Origin of the sequence: Streptomyces sp. NK15101, from assembly GCF_020400725.1 — a bacterium.
GTDB lineage: Bacteria > Actinomycetota > Actinomycetes > Streptomycetales > Streptomycetaceae > Streptomyces.
Genome location: NZ_JAINVG010000061.1, coordinates 32,143 through 47,060 on the forward strand (window position 1 = coordinate 32,143; position 14,918 = coordinate 47,060).

Genomic DNA, 14,918 nt, shown 5'->3' on the forward strand with positions numbered 1-14,918 from the left:
CTCCGGGCAGCGACAGAAACTGACAATTCAAGACAAGAGGGCATCTCAAAAAGAGGTTCACGATGCGAGAAGTCCCGGGAAGGGCCCCCTTACCGTCGTAGGGTGGGCCTCGGGACGGAAGGTGATCTCCGAGGATCGGCGGAAGATCGACGGAAGATCGACGATCGATCGGTGGTCACCGGCCGCGCCCGAGCCTTCTCCCCGCCTCCGGCGGAGAGTCCCCTTGCCGCGAGGGAGGTCCAGTTCAGTGACCAGCCAGGTCAGTAGCGAGGCCGGTGAGGCCCTGGTCGGGGAGCAGCGCAGCGCCCCGGCGACGCCCCACCACGGCACCGAGAAGGAAGTGCGCCGGCTCGACCGGGTGATCATCCGCTTCGCGGGTGACTCCGGTGACGGCATGCAGCTGACGGGTGACCGCTTCACCTCGGAGACGGCGTCCTTCGGGAACGACCTCTCCACGCTGCCGAACTTCCCGGCCGAGATCCGGGCGCCTGCCGGAACCCTGCCGGGCGTCTCGTCCTTCCAGCTCCACTTCGCCGACCACGACATCCTGACCCCGGGCGACGCCCCGAACGTGCTGGTCGCGATGAACCCCGCCGCCCTCAAGGCGAACATCGGGGACGTGCCGCGCGGCGGCGAGATCATCGTCAACACCGACGAGTTCGCCAAGCGCGCCATGGCCAAGGTCGGGTACGCGACCTCGCCCCTGGAGGACGGCTCGCTCGACGGCTACCGGGTGCACCCGGTGCCGCTGACGACGCTGACCCTGGAGGCGCTCAAGGACTTCGGCCTGTCCCGGAAGGAGGCCGAGCGGAGCAAGAACATGTTCGCGCTCGGGCTGCTCTCCTGGATGTACCACCGCCCGACCGAGGGCACCGAGACCTTCCTGCGCCAGAAGTTCGCGAAGAAGCCGGAGATCGCCGAGGCCAACGTGGCCGCCTTCCGGGCCGGCTGGAACTTCGGCGAGACCACCGAGGACTTCGCCGTCTCGTACGAGGTCGCCCCCGCCACCCGGGCCTTCCCCACCGGCACGTACCGGAACATCTCGGGGAACCTGGCCCTCTCGTACGGCCTGATCGCCGCCGGCCGCCAGGCGGACCTGCCGCTCTACCTCGGCTCGTACCCGATCACCCCGGCCTCGGACATCCTGCACGAGCTCAGCAAGCACAAGAACTTCGGCGTGCGCACCTTCCAGGCCGAGGACGAGATCGCCGGCATCGGCGCCGCCCTGGGCGCCGCCTTCGGCGGCTCCCTCGCCGTCACGACCACCTCCGGCCCCGGTGTGGCGCTGAAGTCCGAGACCATCGGCCTCGCCGTCTCGCTCGAGCTGCCGCTGCTGATCGTCGACATCCAGCGCGGCGGCCCGTCCACCGGTCTGCCCACCAAGACCGAGCAGGCCGACCTCCTCCAGGCCATGTACGGCCGCAACGGCGAGGCGCCGGTGCCGGTCGTGGCCCCGAGGACGCCCGCCGACTGCTTCGACGCGGCCCTCGACGCCGCCCGGATCGCGCTCACGTACCGCACTCCGGTCTTCCTGCTCTCCGACGGCTACCTGGCCAACGGCTCCGAGCCCTGGCGGATCCCGGACGTCGAGGAGCTCCCCGACCTGCGGACGCAGTTCGCCACGACCCCGAACCACGAGCTGGCCGACGGCACCGAGGTCTTCTGGCCGTACAAGCGCGACCCGGAGACCCTGGCCCGTCCCTGGGCCGTGCCCGGCACCCCCGGCCTGGAGCACCGCATCGGCGGCATCGAGAAGCAGGACGGCACCGGCAACATCTCGTACGACCCGGCGAACCACGACTTCATGGTCCGCACCCGCCAGGCCAAGATCGACGGCATCGAGGTGCCGGACGTCGAGGTCGACGACCCGGACGGCGCGGCCACCCTGGTCCTCGGCTGGGGCTCCACCTACGGGCCGATCACGGCGGCCGTCCGCCGGCTGCGGCGCGACGGCAGCCCGATCGCCCAGGCCCATCTGCGCCACCTCAACCCCTTCCCGAAGAACCTCGGCGAGGTGCTGAGGCGGTACGAGAAGGTCGTCGTCCCCGAGATGAACCTCGGCCAGCTCGCCACCCTCGTCCGGGCGAAGTACCTCGTCGACGCCCGCAGCCACACCCAGGTCAACGGCATGCCGTTCAAGGCCGAGCAGCTCGCCGCCGCCCTCAAGGAGGTCATCGATGCCTGAGCCCCTGCTGCAACTGGTGCCGAAGGCCGAGGCCGCCCAGTCCATGAAGGACTTCAAGTCGGACCAGGAGGTCCGCTGGTGCCCCGGCTGCGGCGACTACGCGGTCCTCGCCGCCGTGCAGGGCTTCATGCCCGAGCTCGGACTGGCGAAGGAGAACATCGTCTTCGTCTCCGGCATCGGCTGCTCCTCCCGCTTCCCGTACTACATGAACACCTACGGGATGCACTCCATCCACGGCCGCGCCCCGGCCATCGCCACCGGTCTCGCCACCTCGCGCCGCGACCTGTCGGTGTGGGTGGTCACGGGCGACGGCGACGCGCTGTCCATCGGCGGCAACCACCTGATCCACGCCCTGCGCCGCAACGTCAACCTGAAGATCCTGCTCTTCAACAACCGGATCTACGGGCTGACCAAGGGCCAGTACAGCCCCACCTCCGAGGTCGGCAAGATCACCAAGTCGACCCCGATGGGCTCGCTCGACGCCCCCTTCAACCCGGTGTCGCTGGCCCTGGGCGCCGAGGCGAGCTTCGTGGCCCGCACGGTCGACTCCGACCGCAAGCACCTCACCGAGGTGCTCCGCCAGGCCTCCGAGCACAACGGCACGGCGCTCGTCGAGATCTACCAGAACTGCAACATCTTCAACGACGGCGCCTTCGAGGTCCTCAAGGACAAGGACCAGGCGAAGGAGGCGGTGATCCGCCTGGAGCACGGGCAGCCGATCCGCTTCGGCGCCGAGAACGAGAAGGGCGTCGTCCGCGACCCGGCCACCGGCGACCTCCGGGTCGTCACGGTCACTCCTTCGATCGAGGCCCGGATCCTCGTCCACGACGCCCACGCCACCACTCCGACCACCGCCTTCGCGCTCTCGCGCCTCGCGGACCCGGACACCCTCCACCAGACGCCGATCGGCGTCTTCCGCTCGGTGGAGCGGCCGGTGTACGACACGCTGATGGCCGAGCAGCTGGAGACGGCCGTCGAGCGGTACGGCAAGGGCGACCTGGGCCAGCTCCTCACGGGCAGCGACACCTGGACGGTCGTCGGCTGACAGCCGTGCGAGGGCCCGGTCCGCACCCGCGGGCCGGGCCCTTCGTCAGTCCTCCTTCGCGGCGGTCGCGAAGGGGCCCAGGTAGGTGGGGACCCCGCCGCGCACCTGCCAGAGGAAGACCGCCTTCAGCGCCGCCTCCTTGCTGTTCCTGAGGTCGGGCCGGTACGCCTTCGAGATCCCCTGGTACGGGGCCTGTCGCAGGGCGTTCACGACCGCGGTGGCCACGTCCTGCGCCTTGTTCGCGACCGCCGTGCGCAGCGCCTGAGCGATCCAGTGGACGGTGTCGTACGTCTCCGTCGCGTACCACTCGAAGGGTGCCGTCGCGGGCAGCTTCCACCGCGCGCGGTACGCGGCGGCGAACTGCTTCCCGGCCGGCATGCGCTCCGGGTCGACGTAGCTGGCGCCGAAGTACCAGCCCTCCGCCGCCGGACCCGCGAGACTCAGGAACTCGGGCTGGAGCACCTGCTCCGCGCTGCCGCAGGGGCCCTTGTACCCCTGCCGGGCCAGGGCCTTGGCGCACAGTGCGGCCCTGCGAGGTGAAGTCCCGGCGTAATACAGGCTGTCGGGGCGGGTCGCGAGGGCCTGCCGGACGACGGACTCGACGTCCTCGCTGTCCGCCTCCAGCGGGTGAGCGGTGGTGACTCCGCCGTCGTCGGCCGAAGGCGGGTTCTCCTTAAAGATCTTGGTGGCGAACCAGCTCGTGCGTCCGGCCGCCTTGTCCTCGATGACGGCGGTCCTGCGGCGCTCGTGCTCGCTCAGCCACCGGCCGAAGGCCACGACCAGCACGTCGGGCGAGGTCCGGGCCTCGAAGTAGAGCCGGGCGGCGCCCTGTCCGACGAGGTCCGACTCCGGCACCGACGCGACCACGCTCACCAACGGGATCTTGTGGAGGAAGAGTTCGTCATGCGTGGCGATGTCGGTCGCGGCGACCGTCGGACCGAGCACGACGGCCAGGTTCCCGAGGCCGGCCAGGCTACGGGCGGCCGCCTTGGCGCGCTTCGGGTCTCCCCCGTCGTCGATGACCTTCAGGGCCAGGTCGAAGGGGCGGTCGGCGCGGGCGTTGAGGGTCTCCACGGCAAACCGCGCCCCGCGCTCCTGCGCCCTCCCGTCGGCCTTCGTGGCTCCGCTCAGGTCGGTGACGACGCCGATCGTGTACGTGGCGAGGCGGGCGCCCGTGCTGCCGCCGCTGCCCGCGCTTCCGGAAGGCGTACGGCTCAGCAGGTAGGCGGTCAGGCCACCGGCGCCCGCGACGGCCGCCGCCGAGCCGCCGATCAGGAACCGGCGGCGCGAAGGGCCCTGCGGGGGCTGGTCGTCCACGAGCATCGTGGGCTCCGGCACCGGAAGGTCGAGGACCCTGGAGGACCGCTGGGCGATCAGGGCGGGCAGGCCGTCCGGCAGCCAGTCCCCCGCCGGGCCGTCCGCCCGTCCCAGGGCCTCGCGCACCTCGGCGGCCGTGGGCCGGTCGTCCGGGTCCTTCGCGAGGCAGGCCTTGACCAGGGGCAGGATCGTGTCCGGCACCTCGTCGAGGTCGGGTTCCTCGTGGACGGTCCGGTAGACGACGGCCGCCACCGCGCCCGTACCGAAAGGGCGTTCACCGCTGAGCGCGTACGCGAGGACGCAGCCGAGCGAGAAGACGTCGGCGGCCGGTCCGACCTCTCCCGAGCCGGTGACCCGGGCCTGTTCGGGGGCGAGGAAGCCGGGGGTGCCGATCATCGCGTCGGTGGCGGTCAGGGCGGTCGCCCCGGCGGTCCTGGCGATGCCGAAGTCGATCAGCCGGGGCCCGTCGAGGGCGAGGAGGACGTTGCCGGGCTTGACGTCCCGGTGGACGAGCCCGGCCTCGTGCACGGCGGCGAGCGCGGCCGCGAGGCGGGCGCCCAGGGCCCGTACGGTCGGCTCGGGCAGGGCGCCGTGCAGGCCCACGGCCTCGGCGAGCGAGGGCCCCGGCACGTACTCGGTGGCGAGCCAGGGCTCTCGGGCCTCCGGGTCGGCGCCGAGGACGCGGACGACCCAGCGCCCCGCGATGCGTTCGGCGGCCCGCGCCTCGCGGCGGAAACGTTCCCGGAAGCCGGGGTCGGCGGCGTGCTCGGCGCGGATGAGCTTGAGCGCGGCGAGCGCGCCGCCGGTCGAGCGGGCGAGGTAGACGACGCCCATACCACCGGCGCCCAGCCGGCCGAGGAGCCGGTAGCCGGCGATCGCGGACGGATCGGCCTTGCGGAGCGGCTGCACGGACTCAGGCCTTCTTCCTGTTCTGCGCGGGCTTGTTCGGCACCAGGGGTGCCGCGCCCATCGGCTTGTACGCCCCGTTCTGAACCGCGTAGATGTACGTGCCGCCGGGGCTCAGCTCACCCGTCTCGTTGAACATCAGGGACCCCGTGGCGCCGGTGTACTTCTGCTTGCGCAACGCGGCCCACAGCCCCTTGCGGGCGGGCTTGCGGCCGGCCTTCGCGTCGGCGGTCAGCTGCGCGATCGTCATCGCGATCACGTCGTACGACTCGCCCGCGTAGTACGCGGGAGCGGTGCCGTACCGCTTGCGGTGGGCGGCGGCGAAGGCGGCGGCCGACTTGAGCGTGGCGGGGTCGGCGACGGGCGCGCACACGAACCAGCCCTCGGCGTCCGCCCCGCCGCGCGCGAGGAAGTCCGGGCCGAAGACGGCCTGGCCGGTGAACCTAGGCCCGGTGAAGCGGAGTTCGTTGAGGGCGCGGGCCGCGAGGACGGCGGTCTCGGTGATTCCGCAGTGGACGTACGCGTCGATTCCGGCGTCGACCATCTCGCCGAGGACCCGGCGGTAGTCGCGCGCGGTGGCGGCCCGGGCCGGGACGACCCGGTAGTGCGGGGTGATCCCGGCCTGTCCGAAGCCGAAGCGCACGCCGCCGGTGACCTGCCAGCTGTACGCGTCCTCGGTCCGGTCCTCCAGGACGCCGGGGCGGCTGATGTCCGGCAGCAGCGTGGTGGCGTTGGCGAGGTGGGAGCCGGCGAAGATGTGGCTCGGAATTGCCCGCAGGACCGTCTTGTTGGGCTGGCTCGCGTCGGCCCGCAGGGTGAGCAGGTTGTATCCGGCCGAGACCGTGATCAGCGGGAGTCCGGCCTCCTCGAAGGCGGGGAGGACGGCCAGGCCGACGGCGTCGGTGGTGGCGCCGAGGACGGCGATCACGCCCGGGTCGGTGGTCAGGGCCAGGGCGCGTTCGGCGGCCCGGGCCGAGTCGCCCCGGTCGTCGACCACCTTCAGTTCGAGTGTGAAGGGCTTGTCCTTGCGGGCGTTGAACTGTTCGACGGCCAGCCGCGCGCCGCGCTCCTGGGCCTGTCCGATCACCTTGGCGGGGCCGGAGAGGTCGGCGAGGACTCCGATCGTCCAACTGGTGCGGGGCGGCGGGGTCTTCTTGCCGTCGCCCCGGGTGTCCCGGTCGTCCCCGAGCGCCGCCCAGACGGCGCCGCCGCCGCCCACGGCGAGCACGGCGCCACCCGCGGCGAGCAGGAAGCCGCGCCGGGTCTTGGGGGGCGGGGCGGGGGCCGTGCCCGGCTCGGTGGTGTCGATCTCGGGGAGGGCGAGCATCCGGGCGGAGCGTTCGGCGATGGTCCGGACGACGGGGGCGGGCAGCCATTCGGCGCCGTCGCGCGGGGTGTCCTCGACGAGCTGTACGCCGACCTCGGCCGCCGTGGGCCGGGCGGCGGGGTCCTTGGCGAGGCAGGCCCGGACGAGGTCGAGCAGTCCCTCGGGTACGCCGGTGAGGTCGGGCTCGTCGTGGACGGTGCGGTACATGAGGGCGTCCACGGCGCCGGTGCCGAAGGGCGGGCGGCCGGTCGCCGCGTACGCGAGGAGGCAGCCGAGGGCGAAGACGTCGGCGGGCGGGCCGATCGCGTCGGTGCGGGCCTCGGCCTGTTCGGGGGCGAGGAAGCCGGGGGTGCCGACGACCATGTCGGTGGCGGTGAGGGCGGTCTCTCCGGTGGCGCGGGCGATGCCGAAGTCGATGAGGCGGGGCCCGTCGACGGCGAGGAGGACGTTGCCGGGCTTGACGTCCCGGTGGACGAGCCCGGCCGCGTGCACGGCGGCGAGGGCGCGGGCGACGGACCAGCCGAGGAGGCGGACGGACCGCTCGGGCAGCGGGCCGTGCGCGGCGACGGCCTCGCCGAGGGAGGGTCCCGCGACGAAGGCGGTGGCCATCCACGGTTCGGGGGCGTCCGGGTCGGCGCCGGTGACGGGCACGGCCCAGGGGCTGGAGACCCGCCGCGCGGCCTCGACCTCGCGGCGGAAGCGGGCGCGGAAGTCGGGCTGGTCGGCCTGGTCGGCGTGGGTGACCTTGACGGCGGCGAGCTCGCCGGCGGCGGTGCGGCCGAGGTAGACGACGCCCATGCCGCCGGCGCCCAGCCGGCCGAGGAGCCGGTAGCCGGCGATCGTCGAGGGGTCGGAGGGAAGGAGGGGCTGGAGGTCGCCGGGCCGGGGTCCCGGCTGCGGGGCGGCGGTGCTCACGACTGGACCTCCAACTGCTTCTGGACGCGATGCAGCATGGTGACGAGGGCGTTGGCCTGGGGCTGGATCGTGCCCGTGGTCGTGGCCGTGGCCGTCTCGCTGTAGCCTGCGGCGCCCTTGACCACGACGGCGACGGTGACCTGGCCGATCCGGGACTGGGTCCAGCCGTACTGCTGCTTCCCCTTCACGTCGTCGCGCTCGTAGAAGCCGCGTTCGCCGAGGGAGTCCTCGGCGGTGTACATGCCGTCTCTGCCGAACGAGTTGCCGACCGAGATGAGCCCGGAGATGCGCTCGCCGGCGCGCAGTTGCTGGTCGGGGCAGCGCAGCGCCTCTTCGAGGGTGGAGGCCATCTCCCAGTCGGCGTCGGTCGCGGTGCGGTGCACGGTGACGGTGGAGGCGACCCGAAGGTTGCCCTTGCCGCCGGCGGCCGGGATCTCACTGTAGGCGGTGACGCTGTAGAGCACCGTCGAGGGACGGCTGCCGGTCTCCCAGGAGCAGGTCTCATCGAGCACCGGCCAGTACTCCGGGTCGCTGAGGTACGGGCTGCGCTTGACGTACTCGGGGCCCCAGGCGTCGGGTCCCGCGACGACGGCGAGGGCGAGGCGCCTGGCCTCGGCCTCGGTCTTCGGCGCGCGCTTCGGGTCCGGGGTGAAGTCGAAGGCGGTCGGTGTGGGAGTGGGCGTCGCGGCCGGGGCCTTGGTCGGGGCCGCCGTCCCGCTCGTGCCGCCCCTGCCTCCGGGTTTCTCGCCCTCGCCACCGCTGCTGCACCCGGTCGCGATCAGCCCGCCCACCATCACGGCACAGCAGGCACGCAGCAGTCTTCGGTCCCCGTACGCCACAGCTCCCCCACGGTCTTCACGGATTCCCCCGATCGGTGAGCAGATCGTACGGCTCCGCAGATCAACTCGCGCGGGCTACAACGTCATTGGGACACCGCACGCACCGTGTCGTAACGCACACGCGCCTCCTCCACCGCGCCGAGGCTGCGCTCGCTCCAGCGGGCCAGCCCCCAGACCTGCCGGGCGGCCTCCTCGCCGAGGGCGGTGAGGCCGTAGTCGACGCGGGGCGGGATGACGGGCTTGGCGTCGCGGTGGACGAAGCCGTCGCGCTCCAGGGTCCGGAGGGTCTGGGCCAGCATCTTCTCGCTGACGCCGCCGATCGTGCGGCGCAGCTCGCTGAAGCGGTGGGAGCGCTCCAGGAGGGCCGCGAGGACGAGGACGCCCCAGCGGCTGGTGACGTGCTCCAGGACGAGGCGCGAGGGGCACATCGGCTCGTTCACGTTCGGCGGCTTGCTTACTCCCATGCCAGTACCTTACTTCAAAGTGGGTACTTTCGAATGGTTAGCGCACGTCGTACGGTGAGTGCATCGTCCACCGCACCCCACGGGAAGAAGAGACCCATGAGCATCGTCGTCACCGGCGCCACCGGTCAGCTGGGACGCCTCGTCATCAGCGAGCTGCTGGCCCGCGTCCCCGCCGAGTCCGTCGTCGCCGTCGTCCGCGACAAGGCCAGGGCCGCCGACCTGGCCGAGCGCGGGGTCGAGCTCCGCGTCGCCGACTACAGCGAGCCGGAGACCCTGGCGGGCGCCTTCGAGGCCGGCGACCGGGTGCTCCTGATCTCCGGGAGCGAGGTCGGACAGCGGGTGGCCCAGCACACCGCCGTGGTGAGCGCCGCGAAGGCCGCCGGCGTGGCCCAGCTCGCGTACACCGGCGTCCTCGGCGGCCCGGAGGCCGACTTCACGCTCGCCGACGAGCACAAGGCGACCGAGGAGCTGATCCTCGCGTCCGGCCTGCCGTACACCTTCCTCCGCAACGGCTGGTACTCCGAGAACTACACCGCGAACCTCGCCCCGGTCCTGACCCACGGCGCCGTCGTCGCCAGCGCCGGCGAGGGCCGGATCGCCTCCGCCTCCCGCGCCGACTACGCCGCCGCGGCGGCCGCCGTCCTGACCGGCCCGGCCGAGGAGCACCTGAACAGGGCGTACGAGCTGAGCGGCGACACCGCCTGGTCCCTCGCCGAGTACGCGGCCGAGGTCGCCGCCCAGACCGGCCGGGAGATCGCGTACAGCGACGTCCCCGCCGCGACCCACCTGGAGATCCTCACCGGCGCCGGGGTCCCGCGGCCCTTCGCCGAGATCCTGGTCGACGTCGACCGGGCCGTCGCGGGCGGCGCGCTCGCCCTGCGGACCGGCGACCTGGCCCGGCTGACCGGCCGCCCGACCACCCCGATCGCCGACTCGATCAAGGAGGCGCTCGCCGCCTCGTGACGCTGTCATGACCGTATAGCGGTACGGCCATGACAACCCGCCCCGTGCGGCGCTACCTTCGACAGGACAGCGCGGCACAGGGCGGGAGGTCCAGGGTGAAGACCGAGAAGAACGACGGACGAGCGGGACTGCTCTACGGGATCGGCGCCTACGGCATGTGGGGACTGGTCCCGCTCTTCTGGCCCCTCCTCAAGCCCGCCGGAGCCGTCGAGATACTCGCCCACCGGATGGTGTGGTCCCTGGTCTTCGTCGGCGCCGCCCTGATCGCGCTGCGCCGCTGGGGCTGGACGGCCGAACTCGTGCGCAGCCCGCGCAAGCTCGGCCTGGTCGCCGTCGCCGCCGCCGTCATCACCGTGAACTGGGGCCTCTACATCTGGTCCGTGAACACGGGCCACGTCGTCGAGGCCTCCCTCGGCTACTTCATCAACCCGCTCGTCACCATCGCCCTCGGCGTCCTCGTCCTCAAGGAGCGGCTGCGCCCCGCGCAGTGGGCGGCGGTCGGCGTCGGCTTCTCGGCCGTGCTCGTCCTGGCCGTCGGGTACGGGCGGCCACCGTGGATCTCGCTCACCCTCGCGTTCTCCTTCGCCGTCTACGGCCTGGTGAAGAAGAAGGTCAACCTCGGCGGCCTGGAGTCGCTCGCCGCCGAGACCGCCGTCCAGTTCCTGCCCGCCCTCGGCTACCTCGTCTGGCTCGGCGCCCAGGGCACCCTGGCCTTCGGCACCCACGGCGCCGGCCACACGGCGCTGCTCGCCGCCACCGGCCTCGTCACGGCGGCCCCCCTGGTCTGCTTCGGGGCGGCGGCGATCCGCGTACCGCTGTCCACGCTCGGACTGCTCCAGTACCTCGCGCCGACCTTCCAGTTCCTGCTCGGCGTCGTCTACTTCCACGAGGAGATGCCGCCGGAGCGCTGGGCCGGCTTCTCCCTCGTCTGGCTGGCGCTGGCGATCCTCACCTGGGACGCGCTCCGGACGGCCCGGAAGAGCCGTGCCGCGGTCGAGGCGGCGGTCTCCGCCGCACGTACGGAAGCCGCCCCCGCGACGACCGCTCCCGCGACCGGACACGCCGGCGGGGAGACCGGGGCCACGGCGGTTTCCACCCCATCGGCCCACCCCGGACGCTGACGGGGGGCGGGCGGCACGCGCGCGTAGTCGGGTCGGGAGTCCAGGCCCCGGCGGTACGGGGCCCTCCTGAGCGGAGTGATGGCGCCATGTCGCAACCCCTCGCCCTCTCGGTCGACTTCGGCAGGGGATTCACGGACGCCTGGTCCGCCGTCGCCGAGTTCGTACCGGAGTTCATCGGGTTCCTCGCGATCCTGCTCATCGCCCTCCAGCCGGCCCTCGGGTCTTCGGCCCCAACCCGGTCAGCCTCGTGATCAACGGCATCGTCGCCCGGCTGCCGCGGGCGATCGTCGCCTGCGTCATCGTCGTCGTCGCCATGGCCATCGCCCGCGCCGTACGGGACATCGTGGAGGGCGCGCCGGGGCAGGCCTCCTACGGCAAGGTCCTCGCCACGGCGGCCTGGGCGTTCGTCGTCGGCCTCGGCGTCATCGCCGCGCCGGGCCAGGCGGGGATCGCGACCGCGATCACCGGCCCGGTGCTCACGGCCGTGCTCGCCATGATCGCCGGTGTCGTGATCGTCGGCGTCGGCGGCGGTCTCGTCACCCCGATGCGGGACCGCTGGGAGCGCCGGCCGTCGGCCGCCGAGCAGGAGACCGGCCGGGCGAGGGACCGGATCCCGGCCTGCCGGCGGGGCCGCGGGGACGCCCGGAGCGGGATGCCGTCGGCACAGGAGCGCGCGACGCGGCGCGAACGGGAGGAGCGGGGCGGGCCCCAGGAGCCGCCCATGGACCCGATGCAGGCGCGGGAGTCCCACGAGCCGTCCACGGACCCGGCACAGGCCCCGGCGCTCACACGCCCAGCAGGTCGTGCTCCCGGATCAGCCAGCAGACCGCCGTCAGGCGGAGGGTCGCGAAGTCGTGGCCGACGGGCTCGGTCCAGTCGACCTCGGAGAGCCGGTCGGTGAACCCGAGGACGTAGTCGGCCAGCTCCTCCCGGCGGACGGTCCGGCCCTCCGGGCCCCGCCGGGGAGGGACCAGCGCGTCGCACACGGCCGCCGCGTGCTGGTCGACGGCGGCCACGAGACCCGGCTCGAAGGAGAACTCCGAGAGCCGGGGCATGTACGTGGCGGCGACCTCGATCAGCGGGCTGCCGGGCGAATCGTTCATCCCTCCACATTAGGTGCGCACCAAAGGGTCCAGACCGTGACGTTCGTCGCAGCTTCCGGCTCCCGGGAGCGCGGAAATCCGGTGGCCCCGCCCGGTGGTCGCCCCGCACCCTGAGGCGCATGGAAGAACCGAAGTACCGGATCCGCGCGCTCCGCACCGAGCGCACGGTCACCGTCTACCAGGCGTACCGGCCCGCGATCGGGCTGCCCGCCGCCCGCGACGGCCGTTTCCCGGAGGCCTGGAAGCGGGACCGGATGACGTGGATCAAGCCGTCGTTCCTGTGGATGATGTACCGCTCCGGCTGGGGGGCGAAGGAGGGCCAGGAGACCGTCCTCGCCGTGGAGATCACCCGCGAGGGCTTCGAGTGGGCCCTGCGGAACGCCTGCCTCTCCCACTACGAGCGCGGCTTCCACGCCGACCAGAAGTCCTGGAAGCGGCAGCTGAGGGAGGCGCCCGCCCGGGTCCAGTGGGACCCGGAGCGCGACCTCCACCTGCGGCCCCTCCCGTACCGCTCGCTCCAGCTCGGCCTGTCGGGCGAGGCGGCCCGCCGGTACGCGGACGAGTGGACGGTCTCCGTCACCGACGTGACCGCCCTCGCCCACGAGGTCCACGCCCTGGTCCGGGCCGGCGACACGGAGGCCGCCGGCCGGCTGCTCCCCCGTGAGGAGCCCTACCCGGAGCCGGAGGGCCTCCTGGACCACCTGAGGATTCAGGCCCCGGGCCCGGGCCCGGCCACACCGAAGTTGAAGTCGCCGGTCCCCAGCAACCCGTAGAGGCGCAGCCACAGCGGCAGCAGCTGCTCGGTGGCGCGGGCGCTCGACAGGTCGCCGAGGTCGATGATCCGGTCGGCGGCCCAGCCGAAGGAGGCGAGCAGCTCGGCGACCACGGCCTTCGCTTCCTCGTCGTCGCCGCTGAGGAACACGTTGTGGTGTCCGGGGACCCGGCCGGGCTCGACCATGACGGTGTTGGTCATGGTGTTGAGCGTCTTGACGACGCGCGTCTCGGGGAAGGCGCTCTGGAGCTGCTCGGCGACGCTCCTGCCGTCGGGCAGACCGACCTTGGGCGGGAAGCCCTCCGAGAAGTCGAGCGCGTTGGACACGTCGATCAGGACCTTGCCGCGCAGGTTCGCGGCGCCCGCGGCCTGCAGGACGGCGAGGGAGACGAGTCCGCCGGTCGCGTTGACGACCAGCTCGGCGGGGCCCGCGGCGTCGGCGAAGGTCCCGTGCGTCCCGCCGTGCTCCCCCGCCCACTCGGCGGCGTCGGCGTTGTCCGCCGTGCGGGATCCCATGGCCACCTCGTGCCCCAGCGAGACCAGCTTCGTGGCGAGCCGGCGCCCGACCTCGCCCGTTCCCAGTACGGCGATCTTCATGTGCGTGCGCTCCTTCGGGACGACGGGCCGGGGAGCCCGACCCTAGTGCCCGGACGGCCCCCACGTCCGTCCCGCGCCGTCCCGTCCCGGGATCTCCCGCATCGGCCCTCTACCGTCCGGCCGCGATCCGCCGCGTCCCGTGACGGGGCGTCATACCACGTTCCCGGGCCGCTGTCCGGTGAGCGAACACACCTGACCGGTTTCCGCTCTTGACGCGGAGTCAAATTTTCACTGAACATTCAGCACGCACAGCAGAACAACCGAACACCGCACATGCACTCGCACAGCTCCAGCCGCCTCGTGGCACCCACGCCCGAGGCGTCTCGCACGTTCCGTCCCATCCCCGTTCGGAATCCGGAGCCCCCACATGAACATCTCCGTGCCCAGACGCGCCACCGCGGCCGCCGCGCTCGCGGCGCTCGCCCTCGCCGGACTCACCGGCACCAGTGCCTCCGCCAGCCCGGCCGCGGCCGTCGCCGCGCCCGACATCCCGCTGGCCAACGTCAAGCAGCACTTGGCGGACCTCCAGTCGATCGCCACCGCCAACGGCGGCAACCGCGCCCACGGCCGTACCGGCTACAAGGCCTCGATCGACTTCGTGAAGGCGAAGCTGGACGCCGCCGGATACACCACCACGCTCCAGCAGTTCAGCTACAACGGCGCCACCGGCTACAACCTGATAGCCGACTGGCCGGGCGGCGACCCGAACCAGGTGATCATGTCCGGCTCGCACCTGGACTCGGTCACCTCGGGTCCCGGCATCAACGACAACGGCTCCGGGTCCGCCGCGATCCTGGAGACCGCGCTCGCCGTCTCCCGCGCCCAGCTCCAGCCGACGAAGCACCTGCGCTTCGGCTGGTGGGGCGCCGAGGAGCTCGGGCTCGTCGGCTCGAAGTACTACGTCAACAACCTTCCCAGCACCGAGCGTTCGAAGATCAAGGGCTATCTGAACTTCGACATGATCGGCTCGCCGAACCCGGGCTACTTCGTCTACGACGACGACCCGGTGATCGAGCAGACCTTCAAGGACTACTACGCCGGGCTCGGCATCCCCACCGAGATCGAGACCGAGGGCGACGGCCGCTCGGACCACGCGCCCTTCAAGAACGCGGGCATCCCGGTCGGCGGTCTGTTCTCCGGCGCCGACTACACCAAGACCTCGGCACAGGCGCAGAAGTGGGGCGGTACGGCCGGCCAGGCCTTCGACCGCTGCTACCACTCGTCCTGCGACACCACGGCGAACATCAACGACACCGCCCTGGACCGGAACGCGGACGCCGTCGCGTACGCGGTCTGGAACCTGTCCTCGGGGACGACGACCCCGCCGACCGGCACGGTCTTCGAGAACACCGCGGACGTGTCCG

General features: G+C 72.5%; 12 protein-coding genes and 1 pseudogene. 7 read left to right on the forward strand and 6 right to left on the reverse strand.

Going from position 1 to position 14,918, the window contains the following annotated elements; genetic code table 11:
• Nucleotides 1-247 precede the first annotated feature (247 nt).
• Nucleotides 248-2,185: a 2-oxoacid:acceptor oxidoreductase subunit alpha gene (locus K7G60_RS27315; protein WP_225803605.1), complete on the forward strand. Its 1,938-nt coding sequence runs from the start codon at nt 248-250 to the stop codon at nt 2,183-2,185.
• Nucleotides 2,178-3,230 carry a 2-oxoacid:ferredoxin oxidoreductase subunit beta gene (locus K7G60_RS27320; protein ID WP_225803606.1) on the forward strand — a complete coding sequence of 351 codons (1,053 nt, stop codon included), beginning with the start codon at nt 2,178-2,180 and terminating at the stop codon, nt 3,228-3,230. Before K7G60_RS27315 ends, K7G60_RS27320 begins: the two co-directional genes overlap by 8 nt.
• A gap of 45 nt (nt 3,231-3,275) precedes the next feature.
• On the opposite strand, the gene K7G60_RS27325 is transcribed toward K7G60_RS27320, so the two are convergent.
• From K7G60_RS27325 to K7G60_RS27340, 4 genes are all read right to left on the reverse strand, one after another.
• Entirely contained in the window at nt 3,276-5,456 is a 2,181-nt protein-coding gene (locus K7G60_RS27325; RefSeq protein ID WP_225803607.1) for a bifunctional serine/threonine-protein kinase/ABC transporter substrate-binding protein, read from the reverse strand.
• 4 nt (nt 5,457-5,460) lie between these two features.
• Nucleotides 5,461-7,695: a bifunctional serine/threonine-protein kinase/ABC transporter substrate-binding protein gene (locus K7G60_RS27330; protein WP_225803608.1), complete on the reverse strand. Its 2,235-nt coding sequence runs from the start codon at nt 7,693-7,695 to the stop codon at nt 5,461-5,463.
• Complete coding sequence (locus K7G60_RS27335; RefSeq protein ID WP_225803609.1) at nt 7,692-8,534, reverse strand: hypothetical protein; 843 nt, start codon at nt 8,532-8,534, stop codon at nt 7,692-7,694. The genes K7G60_RS27330 and K7G60_RS27335 overlap by 4 nt, the downstream gene beginning before the upstream one ends.
• A gap of 83 nt (nt 8,535-8,617) precedes the next feature.
• On the reverse strand, nt 8,618-8,998 hold the full coding sequence (locus K7G60_RS27340) for a helix-turn-helix domain-containing protein (protein WP_225803610.1): 381 nt from the start codon (nt 8,996-8,998) through the stop codon (nt 8,618-8,620).
• 96 nt (nt 8,999-9,094) lie between these two features.
• Here K7G60_RS27340 and K7G60_RS27345 point away from each other — a divergent pair, with 96 nt between their 5' ends.
• The 3 genes and pseudogenes from K7G60_RS27345 to K7G60_RS27355 all read left to right on the forward strand — a co-directional run.
• Nucleotides 9,095-9,961 (forward strand): SDR family oxidoreductase, encoded by an 867-nt coding sequence (locus tag K7G60_RS27345; protein WP_225803611.1) that lies wholly within the window; start codon nt 9,095-9,097, stop codon nt 9,959-9,961.
• 155 nt (nt 9,962-10,116) lie between these two features.
• Nucleotides 10,117-11,082: an EamA family transporter RarD gene (gene rarD / locus K7G60_RS27350; RefSeq protein WP_374115696.1), complete on the forward strand. Its 966-nt coding sequence runs from the start codon at nt 10,117-10,119 to the stop codon at nt 11,080-11,082.
• Between the two features lie 86 nt (nt 11,083-11,168).
• Nucleotides 11,169-11,746, forward strand: a pseudogene (locus K7G60_RS27355) (hypothetical protein); the annotation flags it as partial.
• Nucleotides 11,747-11,867: 121 nt separating this feature from the next.
• On the opposite strand, the gene K7G60_RS27360 reads toward K7G60_RS27355, so the two are convergent.
• Nucleotides 11,868-12,185, reverse strand: a complete 318-nt coding sequence (locus tag K7G60_RS27360; RefSeq protein ID WP_225803613.1) for a DUF6401 family natural product biosynthesis protein — start codon at nt 12,183-12,185, stop codon at nt 11,868-11,870.
• 119 nt (nt 12,186-12,304) lie between these two features.
• Between K7G60_RS27360 and K7G60_RS27365 the strand changes: the two genes are divergently transcribed.
• A complete protein-coding gene (locus K7G60_RS27365; RefSeq protein ID WP_225803614.1) occupies nt 12,305-12,958 on the forward strand; it encodes a DUF4291 domain-containing protein in 654 nt (217 codons plus the stop codon).
• Here K7G60_RS27365 and K7G60_RS27370 read toward each other — a convergent pair.
• The gene (locus K7G60_RS27370; protein ID WP_225803615.1) at nt 12,895-13,554 is read right to left on the reverse strand and encodes an NADPH-dependent F420 reductase; all 660 of its coding nucleotides are present in this window, start codon (nt 13,552-13,554) and stop codon (nt 12,895-12,897) included. The two genes, K7G60_RS27365 and K7G60_RS27370, sit on opposite strands and share 64 nt — an antisense overlap.
• A 367-nt stretch (nt 13,555-13,921) precedes the next feature.
• Between K7G60_RS27370 and K7G60_RS27375 the strand changes: the two genes are divergently transcribed.
• Nucleotides 13,922-14,918, forward strand: a 997-nt coding sequence (locus tag K7G60_RS27375) for a M28 family metallopeptidase (protein WP_225803616.1), incomplete at its 3' end; no start/stop codon positions are given.

Excerpts from the sequence above, each read along its gene's own strand:
- K7G60_RS27320 (WP_225803606.1), top strand. The coding sequence starts at position 2,178 with ATGCCTGAGCCCCTGCTGCAACTGGTGCCGAAGGCCGAGGCCGCCCAG.
- K7G60_RS27340 (WP_225803610.1), bottom strand. The coding sequence starts at position 8,998 with ATGGGAGTAAGCAAGCCGCCGAACGTGAACGAGCCGATGTGCCCCTCG.
- K7G60_RS27345 (WP_225803611.1), top strand. The coding sequence starts at position 9,095 with ATGAGCATCGTCGTCACCGGCGCCACCGGTCAGCTGGGACGCCTCGTC.
- rarD (WP_374115696.1), top strand. The coding sequence starts at position 10,117 with ATGTGGGGACTGGTCCCGCTCTTCTGGCCCCTCCTCAAGCCCGCCGGA.
- K7G60_RS27360 (WP_225803613.1), bottom strand. The coding sequence starts at position 12,185 with ATGAACGATTCGCCCGGCAGCCCGCTGATCGAGGTCGCCGCCACGTAC.
- K7G60_RS27365 (WP_225803614.1), top strand. The coding sequence starts at position 12,305 with ATGGAAGAACCGAAGTACCGGATCCGCGCGCTCCGCACCGAGCGCACG.
- K7G60_RS27370 (WP_225803615.1), bottom strand. The coding sequence starts at position 13,554 with ATGAAGATCGCCGTACTGGGAACGGGCGAGGTCGGGCGCCGGCTCGCC.